Below are 16,293 nucleotides of genomic sequence, written 5' to 3'. Positions count from 1 at the left end.
TTTACTCAAAAGGTTTACTAGGCTGGGTTCCAAGTGCCGTGGAAACCGTGGGGTATGACGCTGGGTAATCCTAGTTTGCAAACGGGTTCGGCATCTAAGCGATCGCTATCAAATACCCAAACTTCGCTACGATGAGAATTACCATCGTAGACAACGGTTAGCACCCAACTTTGCTCAGGGTTTTGAGTGTCTTGGGCGTGGATGGGTTCTGAAGGATAACGGTTCTCTCCCAAGTCTGCTTCGGTAAAGGTTTCGGTATTGTAGTCGAAACGAGCGATCGCATTTAATATTTCTTGGCTAATATCTGTTCCTGAACGGGATGTTGACATATATGTGTACCGAGAAGCTTGCCCCACGTTTTGCTGTGGTACAGTCGGAAATTCACAATGTCCGTTTAATAGTTGCTGAATTGATGTAACTTTGCCAGTTTGAGGATGTAAATAAACTCGCGTTAGTGTGCTTTTAGCTGGGGTGTGAGTCTTACCTGTTGCGACTTCCTTGAGATATTGGTTAGTTTGAAAATCTTCATAACGGGCAACATCTACAATCACTAAACCGCTATCATCAACATAACCATTAGCAAAATGCCATTGGAACCAAGGTTCGGTTTCTCCACGACTCACCACAGATAAAGTTTCCCGATCGATAACTAAAATCTGAGTTCCTAATTGAGGTTGCCACTTGAGAGAATCACTGTAGTTGTTTATCCCTATTAGCAAGGGTAAGACATTTAACCGCACTGGCGGAATGAAAAATACAAGATACTGTCCTGCTAAAACGAAATCATGCACGAATGGTATACCATCTAATGGGTATGCAGCTTGTTGGATTATCCGCCCAGTGGAATCGCTTTTGTAAATATTCAGCGTCGCATTTTTTCTAGGACTAATGCCAAAGTTAAAAATCTCTCCTGTTTGCTTGTCACGCTTGTAATGCGCCGAATAGTTTAATCCTTTAGTTAATCCTCCTAAGTCATCTTCGCCTAAAGTTTCTAAAGTTTGTAAATCGAGGGCATGGGGTTTACCACCTTCCCACAGTGCCAAAAGTTTATCTGGAAGTGCTAATACTGAAGTGTTGGCAGCGTTCTTGATGGGCTTTTGCCATTGATTCCAAATTGGCCCTGGTGCAGTCATTCCATAATTGCCGTAGAGTAGTTTACCTGCTGCGGCTTCTTCTTGATAGCCAGAGGTTTGCACATAGCGATAAACTCCAGTTGCAACTGCATCGGTAAAATTTATCGCCAGAATTGCCCCATCTCCATCAAACCAGTGTCCCATCTCAATGCCACCGCGTTCTAGCCGTCCGGGGCCATTGCGGTAAAGAGTGCCACGCAAGCCATCTGGGATTTTGCCAGAGATCGTTTGCAATTGCGTAGATGGAAATTCTTTTGCTGGTTCTGCGTTAGCGAAGCTCACCAAAGGTATCGCACCTGCCCACGCTTTTGTTGTTGACTTTTTATTAATAATATGCATGTCAAGTGTTGTTTAAGAAATTTACGAGAGACGATTTTAACTATTACTCCCCAATGCTAATAGGGAAGCAGGGTGGATTAATTGTCGAGAGAGAAAAAGTTTTCTGACTCGATCGTTGGACTCATAGCCCGCCGTAGGCATCGTACTAACGATCGGCGACTCCTGCAATGGTTGAACCCATGAAAAACGCTTCAGCCTATCTAAACTGATAGTTAAAACAGCAGATGTAGACCATCAATGTCAAAATACTGAATCATGGGATGAAAAAGTAAAGGTGAGTAATACCCACCCGCAAACTTGTTTGGTTATTTACCCAAGACAGATAAACAGCAAATTTTATCAGTCAAAATCTATGAATTTGACCCCCTCTCAAACTCGAAAGCCTCCAACTCAAGCGATCGCAGCCAGAATTTTCCACTGGTGTAACATCATCAGTCTGTTTATCATGCTCACCAGTGGACTACAAATTTATAACGCCAACCCTGTATTTGGTGGACGTACAGGTTTGCACATTCCTCCGATATTTACTTTAGGAGGTTGGCTTGCAGGGGGTAGACACTGGCATTTTGCAGCAATGTGGCTATTCTCGCTAAATCTCTTATGGTATGGAATTTACATTTTAATTACCCGGCGCTGGCGACATCGGTTTGTCGGTGGTAATGACTTCAAAGCATTACAAAAAAGCCACAATTCCAAGCGCCTAATTTATGCTTGGCATCGGATTGCGTATACAGCAATTATTCCTATCTTGCTGCTGGCGTTATTTACAGGAATAGGAATGTATAAACCTGCTCGATTTCCTTGGATTGTGGATTTGTTTGGCAATTGGCAAGCATTGCGAATAGTTCACTTTGCCTCAGTACCGATGGTTATCTTATTTGTAGTGATTCACTATCAATTAGGGCAAAAAGCTGGTGGTACTGAATTAACAGAATCAATGTTTTGATAAATAATCTTTTTTTAAACAAAAAATATGAACTTTTTTGATAAATTGAATGGAAATATCTTACAAAATCAAAGCTTGCTATTTGTAGGACTCGATCCAAATCCAGAGATGATGCCTGTGCGTTATGAATCGGAAGAACTCATCGCTGGTTTGGAGAAGTGGTTACAATTCATTATTACTGAAACTTCTGATTACGTTTGTGCTTATAAACCGACACTTGGCTTTTACGAAGCGTTAGGTATTCCTGGTTTAGAACTGCTGTACAAAACTTTAGCAGCTATTCCAGCGCACATACCAGTTATTTTAGATGCCAAACACGGTGACTTAAATACTAGTAGCATTTTTGCCCAAACTGTGTTTACACAATGGCACTTGGATGCAATCACTCTTAGTCCCTACACAGGACAAGATCATGTAGCACCTTTTTTGGTCTATCCTGAGAAAGCGGTATTTATCTTATGCTGTACTTCTAATCCAGGTGCAGAAGCTCTACAGCAATATCCTACAAACGAGTCACCCCTTTATTTACAGGTGGTAAAAGAATCAAAAACCTGGGGAACTCCAGAACAATTGGGTTTGGAAGTGGGAACTACCAATCCTGAAGTTTTAGCACTTATTCGAGCGATCGCACCAGAAAGAATTATTATGGTGCGTAGCATCTGGGCGAAGGGTGGAAACCTGAGACAAATTTTAGAATCAGGTTTGAACGCTAATGGTGATGGTTTACTAATTCCTGTTCCTCAAGATATGTTGGGCAACACACAACTATCTGAGGAAGTCCAGTCTCTACGGGCAGAAATTAATCAACTAAAAACTGAAATTATTCACGAAAATTCTACATGTTCTGTGTGGTTTCCTGATGTTTGTTTCCTAAATCAGCATCCCTACCAGGATTTAATTTTACAACTTTATGATATTGACTGCATTATGTTTGGCAGCTTTATTCAAGCATCAGGAGCAATATTTCCTTATTACATCGATTTACGTAAAATTATTTCCAATCCCCAAGTTTTTAATCAAGTTCTCACTGCTTATGAGGATATTTTGAAGAATCTTAATTTTGATAGGTTAGCAGGTATTCCTTATGGTTCTTTGCCTACTGCGACTGGTTTAGCTTTGCGTCTTCATTGTCCGATGATTTTCCCTAGAAAAGAGGTAAAAGCCCACGGAACGCGGAGAGTTATTGAGGGTAACTTTCATCCTGGTGAAACAGTTGTAGTGGTTGACGATATTCTCATCAGTGGTAAAAGTGTTATGGAAGGGGCAGGGAAGTTGGAATCAGCAGGATTAAAAGTTAATGATATTGTGGTATTGATCGACCATGAACAGGGTGTAAAAGATAGGTTGCAGCAAAATGGTTATCGCAGTCATGCAGTTTTAACTATCTCGGAAATTACTAATACTCTGTATCAAGCAGGGCGAATAAATGAGGAGCAATTTTTAGCTTTTGCTGAAAGTTAATAATTGGGAATTGTGAATTTGGGAAGATTTTTCTCATTTGCTTGCTATTGAGTATATTTAATTCCCAGGTTGAATCTAGTAACTAGAATAATTTTGATTTTTAAATTAATTATGAATTTTTCACTCAATCAACTACTTAAATGGTTAATTTTTACGCTGCTATTTCCTCTAGTGTTTCTTAATGGTTGGCTAGGAATTTTGCTTGTTAAAAATTTTCAACCTGTCGTCACAATTCTTTTCTTAGCTACTTTGCTTGCATTCGTTTTAAATTACCCTGTTGCCATTCTCCAAAAGCGAGGAGTCAAACGTGGGTATGCAGTAGCATTAGTTTTTATATCAGCATTGATAATTATCGTTGCTTTTGGTATCACTTTGCTTCCCATTGTTTTAGAGCAATTTAATGAGATGATGAAAGTCCTTCCTCAATGGATTGATTCTAGTGAAGAAAAACTTCAGATTTTAAATGATTGGTTTTCTAGGCATAAAGTAAATGTGAACTTAAGTCAGCTATTAACACGAATTACTGACCAATTACCCAATGAATTAGAGTTTGTTTCCGATAAACTTTTAAGCATTATTATAGATACGATTGATAGTGTTTCTGATGCATTAATCATAGTAGTATTGACTTTTTATCTCTTGTTAGATGGCCCAAGAATTTGGGAAGGGATATTTAAGAAGTTACCAGGTAATTTTGCCCAACAGGTAAGCCAGTCTATTCAGCAAAACTTCCAAAATTACTTGATTGGTCAGGGAACTTTGGCTTTGCTAATGGGTGTTTCAATAACATTATTGTTTTTAGCTTTTAGAGTTGAGTTTGCTTTACTCTTTGGTTTGGGAGTTGGGCTTTTGAGTTTAATTCCCTTTGGCGATGTTATCAGTCTTGTTGTAATCACTTTTATAATAGCCACACATGACTTTTGGCTAGCAGTGAAGGTTCTTGCGGTAGCTGTTGTCATTGATCAGTTAATCGATCAGGCGATCGCACCACGGCTTTTAGGCAGATTTACTGGACTTAGACCAATCTGGGTGTTAATTGCTTTACTTGTAGGAACCAATGTCGGTGGAGTCTTGGGTTTGCTAATCGCGGTACCTGTAGCTGGTTTTATCAAAGATGCAGCAGATGGTTTTTCTAAGTCTGGTGATTCTGAGAAGGTAGTTGATAGTGAAGTAGCATCAGAATTATTGCCAGAGGAATCAGTATAGAAATAAGTTATTTATAACAGTTAAGATGCCATATCTACTGCTATAGCGTTTCTTAATCACATGAGTTACATCATAGCCCCTTCCTCGCTTGCGGAGAGGGGGTTGGGGGTGGGGTTCTTATATTGCTGCTATATCCTAAACTCATTATAAACACCTGTGGGTAACTGGGTATTACCCACTAAAAATAAAATTGCATAAAAAAACCCCCAGTATTTCTACTAGGGGTGAGAAATAATACCATTTCACTTTATGTTTGTTGCAGATGCCCCTGCTTTATGCCTCTACTTAGAGAAGAGGTTAAAGTACTACTCAAATATTACATTACAACAAAAAGGGATTGGGTATAAAATTAGCTAACATTTGCCAAGAGCAATTCTCGTTTTTCTGATTTTTGTACTCTCACTTTAGAGTCATCGTCAACATCGATAAACGCTGTGTCTCCATCTGTAATTTGTCCAGATAGCATTGCTTCAGCAAGAGAATCTTCTAAAAGGCGCATAATTGCCCGACGTAATGGCCTAGCGCCATAACTGGGGTTATAGCCTTCTTGTACTACAAGTTCTTTGAAGCGATCGCTAACTTCAAGAATAATTCCCTTTTCTGTCAAGCGTTTAGAAACTTCACGAAGCATAATCTCAGCGATTTGCTTCACTTCATCCCTAGAAAGCTGGGTGAAGACGATAATTTCATCAAGACGGTTCAGGAATTCAGGACGGAAGTAAGCTTTCAATTCCTCATTTACTAAGGTGCGGATGCGGTTATAACTAGCGTCGGCTTGAGTGTCGAAATCAAAGCCTAAACCACTACCACCTTTTTCAATCACCTTGGAACCGATGTTAGAAGTCAAAATGATCAGCGTGTTCTTGAAGTCCACTTTCCGACCTTTGGCATCGGTAAGATGACCGTCATCCAAGATTTGCAGCAGCATATTGAATACATCGGGGTGTGCTTTTTCGATTTCGTCGAATAGCAACACTGTGTAGGGTTTCCGCCGCACGGCTTCTGTAAGTTGTCCGCCTTCGTCGTATCCGACATAACCAGGAGGCGAACCAATTAGCTTGGCGACTGTGTGGCTTTCCATGTATTCGGACATATCCAGCCGAATCATTGAGTCTTCCGCACCGAAGAAGTAAGAAGCTAGTGCCTTCGCCAATTCTGTTTTACCGACTCCGGTAGGGCCAGAGAAGATAAAGCTAGCAATGGGACGATTGGGATTTTTCAAGCCGACGCGGGCGCGACGGATACCGCGAGATACAGCAGAGACTGCTTGCTCTTGACCGATGAGCCGTTGATGCAGAGTGTCTTCTAGATGGAGAAGCAATTCTGACTCAGATTCAGTCAGCTTGTTGACTGGTACACCAGTCCAAGAGGCAACGATTTGAGCGATGTCTTCTTCGTCAACTACAGTACAGTTGACAGGTTGCTCGTTTGGTGTAAGCGTTGCTTGCAGTTGTTCTGCGAGTTTTAATTCTTGGTCGCGCAGGGTTACAGCTTTGTCAAAATCTTGGACTCTGATTGCTGCTTCCTTTTCTTTGGTAACGCCAGCGAGTTCACGCTTGAGTTCTTTATTAGGAGAATTTTGAGAGTTCCGCAGACGAACGCGAGAACCAGCTTCATCAATTAAGTCTATTGCCTTATCGGGCAAGAAGCGATCGCTAATATAGCGGTCTGATAATTCTGCTGCTGCGACAAGGGCCGCATCCAAAATTGTGACTTTGTGGTGCTGTTCGTAAGCGCCGCGCAAGCCGTAGAGAATTTGTACGGTTTCCTCTACAGAGGGTTCGCCAACCATAATTGGTTGGAAACGACGCTCTAGGGCGGCATCGCGCTCGATGTGCTTCCGATATTCATCAAGGGTAGTTGCGCCGATGCACTGGAGTTCACCCCGTGCTAAGGCAGGTTTGAGGATGTTGGCTGCATCCAAACCACCTTCTGTACCACCAGCACCGACTAAGGTGTGAATTTCGTCAATTACCAAAATGATGTTGCCCACAGTGCGAACTTCTTCCACGACTTTTTTGATGCGTTCTTCAAAATCGCCACGGAAACGAGTTCCAGCTACCAATGACCCCATATCGAGGCTGATAACTTGCTTACCCTGTAGGGTTTCGGGAACATCTTGGTTAATAATACGTTGAGCTAGACCTTCTGCGATCGCAGTTTTACCAACTCCTGGTTCACCAATCAACACCGGGTTATTCTTGGTGCGGCGACCGAGAATTTGGATAGCCCGCTCAATCTCCTTCTCACGACCAACTACAGGGTCAAGTCTGCCTTCTTGCGCTAATTTGGTCAAATTTCTGCCATATTCTTCCATCGTTAGCGGTTGGGTGCGCTTTTGACCACCACTGCCAGCAAAAGCCGGCGCATTTTCACCCAAACGGCGAACTATGGCACTGCGGACACTCTTGAAGTCAACCCCTAGATTTTGCAGGACTTTGGCGGCGACACCTTCACCAGCCTCGGTTAAGCCTAAGAGTAAGTGTTCAGTGTTGATGTAATTCTGTCCCAGACTATGAGCTTCTTTAAAAGATTGCTCGAAGAGGCTTTTCACCTTGGGAGTGAAAGGAATTTCTGGTGGTACAAAGCCAGAACCCCTACCAATAATTTTTTCTACCTCACGACGTGCGTCTTTGAGGGTAACGCCTAACTCGGCCAGCACTTTAGCAGCAACCCCAGTTCCTTCTCCCATCAAACCCAGGAGAATTTGTTCAGTTCCTACGAAATTGTGTCCCAGGCGACGTGCTTCTTCCTGAGCTAACATAATTACTCTAATGGCTTCGGAAGTGAAGTGTTCAAACATAATGGGTTCTTGCTCCCTCGCTGCTTGGACTTTGGGTGAGATAAATTTCACCCTCATCTAAAGTTTTTTGTATTTTCTTAAGGACTAATGTAACTTTATTTAAAGTTAAGTGGCAGTGGTGAGAGCCGTAAGACATCAGGTGTACTAGCCGTCTACTAAGAGTGATGAGTGATGAGTGCTGAGTGGAGGAAGTAAAGAGTTGCAAAGTTGAGAGTTAATTTTTCAGAATTTGACAATTTTCTTGTCTCTGTTCTGCCCCCTTCTCTTAGGTAAACTTGAAACTTAGGATGGGCTAAACCATAGCTGTCCGCTAACAGCATTCAACACTCAGGACTCACAATGACTGAACCAAGGGTTGGGAAAGACCAACAACATCCTCTTTATAACCGCGATCGCCCCCTTATTGATATCTTACTCGCTCAAGAGGCGACAGACTATAACTTAGCAGAATTAGCCAGACTGCGAATGCGTTATCAAGGCTTTCCAGGGGCGAGAGATATTCAAAAAGACCTAGATAAAGTCTTGCAACAGTGGGGTTTGACTGAAGCCGAGCTTTTTGAGAAAACTCGCCAAATCCACGATTTAGGGGGTATTTACAAAAGTCGCGGTAAAAAAGATGAACAGGATTGGAATTAGGGCATTGGGCATTGGGCATTGGGCATTAATTATTCCCTTGCACTTCCAACTCGAAACTCCAAACTCCAAACTCAGTCCAGATATAGCCTACAAGACTTTACACTGCCCATGATGCCGTAACACATGATCGCACAGTACCAAGGCCACCATTGCTTCAACCATTGGAACTGCACGGGGTAATACACAAGGATCGTGTCGTCCTTTTGCTGCTAATAAGGTTTCTTCGCCCTCACGAGTTACAGTTTTCTGCTCTTTTCTAATTGTTGCTGTCGGCTTAAATGCAACTCGCAAAATGATATTTTCTCCATTGGAAATTCCGCCTTGAATACCGCCAGAACGGTTTGTTACTGTACGAATTTCACCATTTGAGTCAATATAAAATTCGTCGTTATGCTCAATTCCAGTTAGCAGCGTTCCCGCAAAACCGGAACCAATTTCAAAGCCTTTGCTAGCAGGCAGGGACATGACACCTTTAGCGATATCAGCTTCTAATTTATCAAATACTGGTTCGCCTAAACCTTTTGGCACATTTCGCGCCACACATTCTACGACACCGCCGATAGAATCGCCTTCTCTACCTGTTTGCTCAATTAATTCAATCATGCGATCGCCACATTCAGCATCAGGACAGCGAACGATATTGCTTTCTACCTGTTCTAAGGTGACAGTATTAGGATCAACTATACCTTCCAAGTCTTTAATGCGCTTAACATAAGCAATAATTTCGACATTGGCGACTTGACGAAGAATTTTTTTAGCGATCGCACCTGCTGCTACTCTCCCAATTGTCTCACGCGCTGACGACCTACCTCCACCTTGCCAATTGCGAATGCCATATTTTGCATCATAAGTTGCATCCGCATGAGAAGGCCGATACTTTTGTACCATCTCGTCGTAATCTTGGGAACGAGTGTCTTGATTACGTACCAAAATTGTGATAGGCGTTCCCATCGTTTTGCCTTCAAATACCCCTGAGAGAATCTCACAAGTATCCGCTTCTTTGCGAGGGGTGGTAATTTTACTTTGTCCTGGCCGCCTTCTATCTAGTTCTACTTGAATTTCTTCTGCCGAAATTTCTAGTTGTGGAGGACAACCATCAATCACAACCCCCACACCACCACCGTGAGATTCACCAAAAGTACTGATACGAAATAGATGACCAAAAATATTGCCCATGATTTTTAGGAAAAAAGTGAGGCTTATGTATTCACTTTAGCGGGTTAATTGATGCTAAATACTCCCTATCAAGAGGGAGTATTATTAGCTACTTAGATAGTGTAGACTTTTTCAATTCTCTAAATTTTGCTTACGTCAATGATTTTTTCTCACTTGTGATAAATCCGGGTAATCCCCAGTCCCTTTTACTGACTCAGCACTTTTTACTCAGCACTCTTCATCCTATTCTTCAGCAACCCAAGTACCATGAAATCCATAAGGCACTCGTTGAGGAATTATGACTCGTGCTACAGGTTTAGCAGTCACATCTTGGGCATTAACCACTACTAATTCTGAAGTGTTTGAGTTTTCATCGTGGACGAAAGTCACAAGCCAGCCATCATCTTCAGTAATTGCACCAGGACGCGGCGCAAATACAGCTTCACCACCATAGCGCCCCTGTCCGAATAGGTGGGTTTGGGACTTTCCACTACTGAAGTCGTACTTAATGATCCCTTCAAATAATGGTAGGGGACTATTGGCCATTTTGTTGGTGTAGCCATATCGAGTTTGTCGCCCCAATAGATTTTCGTTGACGCGGGGAAATTCTGAAGCTACATCGTCTAGCATCTCCTCACGCACTGTCCCCGTATTGAGGTTAAATCTCCAACGATATAAGCGGGGGATATCTCCTTCTGAGTCGGGTTGCGAATCATCAGCACCCAAAACAGTGGTAGAACTCATGCGACAGGCAATCAGTACTACTTCGTCGCCGTCTTCGTAAGCGTTGAGGGTATGGAAGACGTAGCAAGCAGGAGTCTCAAACCATCGGATATTACTGTTGTCACCGTGACGTGGTACAATGCCAAAACGACTGGGGCGATCGCGCTCAAACATCATAACGGGTTCTTGCCGTTGCGATCGCTCGACGCTAAAAGTCAAAGGCAAATCCATGAAAATTGTGTAGTTTTCAGTGATGGCGAAATCGTGCATCATCACCCCTATGGCCAGTTCGATTGGCACTGTCCGCAACAGTTCGCCTTGTGCCGAAACTACACTATATTGGACGTATGGTGGTGTAAACAGAGAGTAGCCAAAGAAGATCATCTCGCCTGTAACTGGGTCTACCTTGGGATGGGCTGTGAAGGCAGAAATCAGCTTATCATTGTAAGTATATTCGCCAATAGTTTCTAATTCAGGAAGCTTGATAGCGTGAGGTTTACCTCCCTCGTTCAATGCCAACATCTGACCAGCGTGCCAAACTAAGGCGGTGTTGGCGGTGTTTTTGCGGGGGCCGTGAGGATTATCTATTCGTCGTGGTTCTAACAATCCTGTCCACAAAGCCTTACCTGCTTCTCGTTCTTTTTTCCATCCGGCTGTCTGGATGTAACGGTTGCGATAAATGGCTACGCCGTTGCTAATTTGTACACCATGCAACATCCCATCTCCGTCGAACCAGTGATATTGACCGATGGGTGTCCATTGAGGGTTAGGGCCATTCCGTACAAACATCCCCGACAAATCAAGGGGTAATTCACCGATGACTAGCAGTTTGTCGGTGGTGATTTCTTCACGGATTGGAGCAAAATTGCGATCGAGATAAGGATTAACTGCTATTGTTGCCATTTTATAAAATCTGATAATGTGATGTACATGGCTTTTGTTTACTGATAACATTTATTGCTATCTTCAACCAATCAATATAAGTCTGTTCTCTTCGGATCGCTAACTCCAGCACCAGTCTTTGCATTACTTGCTCACGGTTGGCAGACTCATCATCAAGTAATGGCAAATCAATGATTTCACACTCAGCAAGCTTTTTGATTCGAGCCGCCAATTGCTGCTCTAGTAGATGAATAATGGTTTCATTCGGCAACTGCTCTGCAAAATGCAACTGGAGCAGCAGAGGTTCTCGGATAGTCGGTAAGGGCTGATGAGTCTCAAGCCATCGGGCAAATTCGGCTTTTCCTGGCTCCGTTACACTATAGACTTTACGGTTGGGGCGATCGCGTTGAATCTCGATTGTACAGGTAATCCAGCCTTGCTCAACTAGCTTATCAAGAGTTCTATAAATTTGTGCCTGATCTGCTGGCCACAAATGGGCAATACATTCATCGAAGCAGCTTGTTTTGAGGTCGTAGCCCGTCATTTCTTGCTGCTGAAGAAAACCTAGAATTATGTATGCTAGGGACATTAAGGCAGTTTTCCCATAATTGACATTTCCTCAATAGATGTACTTCTTATAAGTTTATGCTATTATATGATTAATCCAATATAAGATACAACAGTTATAATGTAATGAATGCTCCTTAACAAGGAAACCGAATTCAGCAACCGAGCTTAAGCAGATAGTTAACAATGCTGTTTGCACAGATGCAGAATTAAAACTTTAATTACGAATTACGAATTAGTAAAACACTATTATTGTAACGAAAGGATGGGTAACATTGACTTCTAACACACTTTCAGAAAGAATACGTCAACATCAATATCTGCGTGATTTACGCAACAAATTGCTTCATCTGCACAAAATGTTGCTCGACACAGAACGTATTGCCTACGAACAGGTTAGTGGACGAGTATCAAGTGGAGAACTTCTTCAGCTAGTTATCGCTCATGAACAATTTGCTTGGCTACATCGGATTTCCGAGATGGTTGTGCAAGTTGATGAAATGCTCCAAGCTGACGAACCGATCGCAATGGAAGATTTTGAAAAGTTAATTGCTGATGTCCGCACGCTGATTGTACCGTTAGAAACGGGTAACACCTTCGAGAGAAAATATTACAATGCTCTCCAGAGCGAACCTGCTGCTGTGTTGGCACATGCGGAAATATCAAGATTTCTCACGACTAAGGTTTAAAGACCAAGACTTGGGGCTTAAACCCCAAGTTCTAGAGCAATTTCACAGGCTATCGGCATAAGTTTTCTTGTATCAGATAACGTGGTCATGAATAATATAGAAGACCAGCTTTGCGTAGGCATAGCCCATTTATAATAACAATGACCACTGTAATATTTGTACATGGCACTGGCATTAGAGAACGAGAATATAACGAAACTTTTGAGATAATTGAGCAAAAAATTCACGCTCAACGTCCTGACATCAAAGTTGCTCCCTGCCTTTGGGGTGCATTGGGTGCAAAGTTCAATGAAAATCGGGCATCAGTACCCTTAGAGGATGCGACACTGGCTTTATCTCAGCCAGAAGAAGATGCAGATATTATATTATGGGAAAAATTATACCGCGATCCTTTGTATGAATTGCGGCTGTTATCTTTGAAACCCATTGAGTCAGGAAATGCTTTTGGGGAAGATTCAGGGGATATTTTACAATCTCGTGTAGCGAGTTTCACGCCGACATCTCAACTAGAAGCTAAGTTGCAAGAGGCGGAAATTGCAGAGATATTTGCCGAAGCACGAGAGGCTGTGACTCTTAGCGAACCGTATCATCAGGCATTGCTCACAGTTTCTGAATCTGACTTGAGTGAATATTATGCACCAATAGCTAGAGCAGTTGTAGCTCAAACAATGTTTATTAGCGAACAACAAGAAAAATTTCCCCCCATCCTCACCGATGCCCAATTGCGCGATAACGTTGTGGAATTGCTGACTCTGGCTTTGACAGAGGCGGAGTTAGGATTTGGTAGCTGGTTATTAAAGCCACTTTATGGACTACTACAGCACGGCGGAACGAATTATGTTAGAGGAAACCGCCATGAGTTAACTGATAAAATTTCGCCTATGCCTGGTGATATTTTGTTGTATCAGGCGCGAGGTGAAAAAATTAGGGCGTTTATCCAGCAACAAATTGCCCAAGCAGAACCGCCAGTAGTTTTAATCGCCCATAGTTTGGGAGGTATCGCTTGTGTAGATTTGCTAGTGCAGCAGCAGTTATCTCAAGTGGAATTATTGGTAACAGTTGGTTCCCAAGCACCATTTTTATATGAGATTAATGCCCTCCACAGCTTAGAATATGGACAGTTATTACCAGAGCATTTCCCGGAATGGTTGAATATCTACGATTTACGGGATTTTCTCAGTTACGTTGGTAAGAATATTTTCCCTGATAGAGTGCAGGATGTGCGAGTGGATAGCAGACAACCATTTCCCCGTTCTCACGGTGCTTATTGGACAAATGCTAAAACCTGGGAGGCGATTATTTCGAGGTTGCCATAATGTTTTATTTTTTACGGTATCTAGAAAACCTCTCTCCAATAAGGCTAAGGTGTACAGACAATTCGAGTTACCCCCCTCAATCCCCCCTTGTAAAGGGGGGAAGCCGGAAATCTAGTTCCCTCCCCTTTACAAGGGGAGGGTTAGGGTGGGGTAAAAACCATATTAGTAAACGACTTCAGAGTTGTGTGTACACCCTAGCCTCTACAAAGAGAGAGGCTTTAAATTTTCCTCCTTGCCTAGTAGTAAAGAAGGGAGTTAGAGGGTTAGGTCATTTTCCCCATAATGTGAGAGGCTAGGTCATCATGCAGTTGATGGCTAAACCTGAGCGGACTTTTGGGTTAATTGTGGGTATTGAAAAGTACCACGAATCTACTTGGAATGTGACGGGTGGGGGGCCAGCCGATGACGCGCTGAAATTTGCTCATTGGCTGCATCGGCGCGGTGTACCGAAAGAGAATATTCGGTTATGTTTATCAGCGCTGGTAGAAAATCATCAGTTAATTGGGGAATGTGGGTTAACTGTAGAGTTTGCAACTGAGCAAAATATCTCCGACATTGTGACTAACTTTTTATCCCCAAAGTCGGGGGATTTACTCTACATTTTTTGGGCGGGACATGGTTTGATTACCTCAGAACGAGAGCGTCGGTTGCTTTGTGCTGATGCAAATAAACAGAATTGGCAGAATTTAGATTTGAATTCTTTATTAGTTTTGTTGGGTTCCGATAAATTTCATATTCGGAATCATATTTGTATTATTGATGCCTGTGCCAATTATGTTTTAGAGTCGAAGGGAAGACCAACTAATTTAGGTGGCAAAGCTTTTTTGAGTGGACAGCCACATAAAGATAGTCAACAATTTGTGTTACTGGCTACGCGGGAAGGAGAAAAAGCTGAGGTAAATTCTGAAAATAAAACAGGATACTTTTCTCAAGCGGTGAGAGAGGCTTTCGCTGAAGCTAATGGGAATTTCCCGCCGGATATGAAGGGAGTTACTGAGGCAGTTAAGCAGCGATTTATTAGTTTAGATAAAAAACAACTGCCGACTTATTTTTATTCCCGCAGTTGGGATGGAGATATTGAAAAATCTCATTTCAACCCGTTTGATATCCCGCATAATATCCAACAGAGTCAAGCTCGTAAGTTTGTTGGGAGGGATGAGCAATTAGAACATTTGCGTCAGCTATTGCAAGTAAATGATGTTGTAGCTATTAGCGATGTGACTGGACAAGGTGGCGTGGGTAAAACAGAGTTAGCTATTCAATACTCATGGCAATATTTGGAAGATTATTCTGGCGGGTGTTGTTGGTTAAATCCCCAAGCAACTGATTTAGGAACCCAGTTAATCAACTTTGGAATGATTCATTTCTCTAACTTCAATCCTCCTGAGCAATTAGATGCAATAGGTAAAGTTTTATATTGCTGGAAGAACTGGCAAGCTGGCAAAGTTTTATTAATATTTGATGATGTTAAAGACTGGAAACAAATTCAACCATACCTACCACTCAAAGGTTCTCGGTTTAAGGTGTTAATTACGACTCGTCTAAATAGAGAGTTACCATATACCCCAATGCCATTAGGTGGATTATCAGAAGATGCAGCTTTAGAATTATTAGCAAAACTATTGGGGGATGAATATGTTCAACAGGAAAAAGAGACAGCAAGAAAAATTTGCAAATTAGTCGGTTATTTACCCATTGCACTCTACCAAATAGCGGGGCATAGTCAAAACGGAGGAGGAGTATTATGCTAGCAGACATACTTGCACAGCTACAAAAGCAAGCATCAGCAGGCGAGTCTGGCATAGCAGCAGCTTTTGAGTTGAATTGGCAAAGCTTGGAATCAGAAGCACAAAAATTGGCAAGTCTATTGAGTTTGTTTGCTTTGGCTCCTATCCCCTGGTCAATGGTTGAATCAGCAGCAAGTGCTAGCCATTTAGAATTTGACCTCAAAGCTAACTGCACTATTTTAGTTGAGCGTTATTTGCTGCAAGAATTGGCAGAAGACACTTACCAAGTTCACGATCGCATTCGAGAATTATTGCAGCAGAAGTTAGAAGAGTTAGCGGAAGCTGATGAACTCAAACGCGGCTTTTGTCAAGCAATGGTAGCTTTAGCACAGGATATTCCTCAGACACCCACATTGATAGAAATTGCTCAAGCAACTCTTGTCATCCCTCACCTTGCCGGAACTGCTACAGTTTACCAAGCTTGGTTAAGTGATGATGATTTAATCTGGCCTTTTTTAGGCTTGGCTAGATTTTACCAAGGTCAAGGAGCCTACGCGCAAGCTTTACCTTGGTACGAACAAAGTTTATCAGTTACTAGAAAACGTTTTGGGGATGAACACCCAGATGTGGCAACTAGCCTGAACAATTTGGCAGGACTCTACAAATCACAGGGAAGGTATAGCGATGCCGAACCTTTGTACATCGAAGCT

At 42.3% G+C, this 16,293-nt stretch carries 13 protein-coding genes; 8 read left to right on the top strand and 5 right to left on the bottom strand.

Annotation, left to right across the window (positions count from 1 at the left end; all coding sequences use genetic code 11):
• Positions 1–17: 17 nt before the first annotated feature.
• A complete protein-coding gene (locus V7K98_RS13050) occupies positions 18–1,472 on the bottom strand; it encodes a carotenoid oxygenase family protein (RefSeq protein WP_335022364.1) in 1,455 nt (484 codons plus the stop codon).
• Positions 1,473–1,824: 352 nt separating this feature from the next.
• Here V7K98_RS13050 and V7K98_RS13045 point away from each other — a divergent pair, with 352 nt between their 5' ends.
• The 3 genes from V7K98_RS13045 (at position 1,825) to V7K98_RS13035 (ending at position 5,085) form a co-directional block, all read left to right on the top strand.
• Complete coding sequence (locus V7K98_RS13045) at positions 1,825–2,418, top strand: cytochrome b/b6 domain-containing protein (protein ID WP_335022362.1); 594 nt, start codon at positions 1,825–1,827, stop codon at positions 2,416–2,418.
• A 27-nt stretch (positions 2,419–2,445) separates the two neighbouring features.
• Complete coding sequence (locus tag V7K98_RS13040; RefSeq protein WP_335022360.1) at positions 2,446–3,879, top strand: bifunctional orotidine-5'-phosphate decarboxylase/orotate phosphoribosyltransferase; 1,434 nt, start codon at positions 2,446–2,448, stop codon at positions 3,877–3,879.
• A 111-nt stretch (positions 3,880–3,990) separates the two neighbouring features.
• Positions 3,991–5,085: an AI-2E family transporter gene (locus V7K98_RS13035; RefSeq protein ID WP_335022358.1), complete on the top strand. Its 1,095-nt coding sequence runs from the start codon at positions 3,991–3,993 to the stop codon at positions 5,083–5,085.
• 349 nt (positions 5,086–5,434) lie between these two features.
• On the opposite strand, the gene V7K98_RS13030 is transcribed toward V7K98_RS13035, so the two are convergent.
• Positions 5,435–7,888, bottom strand: coding sequence for an ATP-dependent Clp protease ATP-binding subunit (locus tag V7K98_RS13030; RefSeq protein ID WP_335022356.1), 2,454 nt, complete (start codon positions 7,886–7,888; stop codon positions 5,435–5,437).
• A 339-nt stretch (positions 7,889–8,227) separates the two neighbouring features.
• Here V7K98_RS13030 and V7K98_RS13025 point away from each other — a divergent pair, with 339 nt between their 5' ends.
• Positions 8,228–8,524, top strand: a complete 297-nt coding sequence (locus V7K98_RS13025) for a DUF3288 family protein (RefSeq protein ID WP_335022354.1) — start codon at positions 8,228–8,230, stop codon at positions 8,522–8,524.
• An 87-nt stretch (positions 8,525–8,611) separates the two neighbouring features.
• On the opposite strand, the gene aroC is transcribed toward V7K98_RS13025, so the two are convergent.
• From aroC to V7K98_RS13010, 3 genes are all read right to left on the bottom strand, one after another.
• On the bottom strand, positions 8,612–9,700 hold the full coding sequence (aroC, locus tag V7K98_RS13020) for a chorismate synthase (protein WP_335022352.1): 1,089 nt from the start codon (positions 9,698–9,700) through the stop codon (positions 8,612–8,614).
• A gap of 222 nt (positions 9,701–9,922) precedes the next feature.
• Positions 9,923–11,305 carry a carotenoid oxygenase family protein gene (locus tag V7K98_RS13015; protein WP_335022351.1) on the bottom strand — a complete coding sequence of 461 codons (1,383 nt, stop codon included), beginning with the start codon at positions 11,303–11,305 and terminating at the stop codon, positions 9,923–9,925.
• Between the two features lies 1 nt (position 11,306).
• Complete coding sequence (locus tag V7K98_RS13010) at positions 11,307–11,873, bottom strand: PadR family transcriptional regulator (protein WP_335022349.1); 567 nt, start codon at positions 11,871–11,873, stop codon at positions 11,307–11,309.
• Positions 11,874–12,126: 253 nt separating this feature from the next.
• Between V7K98_RS13010 and V7K98_RS13005 the strand changes: the two genes are divergently transcribed.
• From V7K98_RS13005 to V7K98_RS12990, 4 genes are all read left to right on the top strand, one after another.
• Positions 12,127–12,540: a hypothetical protein gene (locus V7K98_RS13005; protein ID WP_335022347.1), complete on the top strand. Its 414-nt coding sequence runs from the start codon at positions 12,127–12,129 to the stop codon at positions 12,538–12,540.
• 140 nt (positions 12,541–12,680) lie between these two features.
• Positions 12,681–13,856, top strand: coding sequence for a hypothetical protein (locus tag V7K98_RS13000; protein WP_335022345.1), 1,176 nt, complete (start codon positions 12,681–12,683; stop codon positions 13,854–13,856).
• A 302-nt stretch (positions 13,857–14,158) separates the two neighbouring features.
• The gene (locus V7K98_RS12995; protein ID WP_335022343.1) at positions 14,159–15,607 is read left to right on the top strand and encodes an NB-ARC domain-containing protein; all 1,449 of its coding nucleotides are present in this window, start codon (positions 14,159–14,161) and stop codon (positions 15,605–15,607) included.
• A partial coding sequence (locus V7K98_RS12990) for a tetratricopeptide repeat protein (protein WP_335022341.1) occupies positions 15,601–16,293 on the top strand: 693 nt, incomplete at its 3' end. The genes V7K98_RS12995 and V7K98_RS12990, both read left to right, overlap by 7 nt.

Source organism: Nostoc sp., from assembly GCF_036917435.1.
In the GTDB taxonomy this organism is placed as follows: domain Bacteria; phylum Cyanobacteriota; class Cyanobacteriia; order Cyanobacteriales; family Nostocaceae; genus Nostoc.
The sequence above is the reverse complement of the archived record's forward strand: the minus strand, read 5'-3'. Positions and strand labels throughout refer to the sequence as shown.

Bases quoted from the DNA above. Each gene is read 5' to 3' on its own strand.
- V7K98_RS13050 (WP_335022364.1), bottom strand. From the start codon at position 1,472: ATGCATATTATTAATAAAAAGTCAACAACAAAAGCGTGGGCAGGTGCG.
- V7K98_RS13045 (WP_335022362.1), top strand. From the start codon at position 1,825: ATGAATTTGACCCCCTCTCAAACTCGAAAGCCTCCAACTCAAGCGATC.
- V7K98_RS13040 (WP_335022360.1), top strand. From the start codon at position 2,446: ATGAACTTTTTTGATAAATTGAATGGAAATATCTTACAAAATCAAAGC.
- V7K98_RS13035 (WP_335022358.1), top strand. From the start codon at position 3,991: ATGAATTTTTCACTCAATCAACTACTTAAATGGTTAATTTTTACGCTG.
- V7K98_RS13030 (WP_335022356.1), bottom strand. From the start codon at position 7,888: ATGTTTGAACACTTCACTTCCGAAGCCATTAGAGTAATTATGTTAGCT.
- V7K98_RS13025 (WP_335022354.1), top strand. From the start codon at position 8,228: ATGACTGAACCAAGGGTTGGGAAAGACCAACAACATCCTCTTTATAAC.
- aroC (WP_335022352.1), bottom strand. From the start codon at position 9,700: ATGGGCAATATTTTTGGTCATCTATTTCGTATCAGTACTTTTGGTGAA.
- V7K98_RS13015 (WP_335022351.1), bottom strand. From the start codon at position 11,305: ATGGCAACAATAGCAGTTAATCCTTATCTCGATCGCAATTTTGCTCCA.
- V7K98_RS13010 (WP_335022349.1), bottom strand. From the start codon at position 11,873: ATGTCCCTAGCATACATAATTCTAGGTTTTCTTCAGCAGCAAGAAATG.
- V7K98_RS13000 (WP_335022345.1), top strand. From the start codon at position 12,681: ATGACCACTGTAATATTTGTACATGGCACTGGCATTAGAGAACGAGAA.
- V7K98_RS12995 (WP_335022343.1), top strand. From the start codon at position 14,159: ATGCAGTTGATGGCTAAACCTGAGCGGACTTTTGGGTTAATTGTGGGT.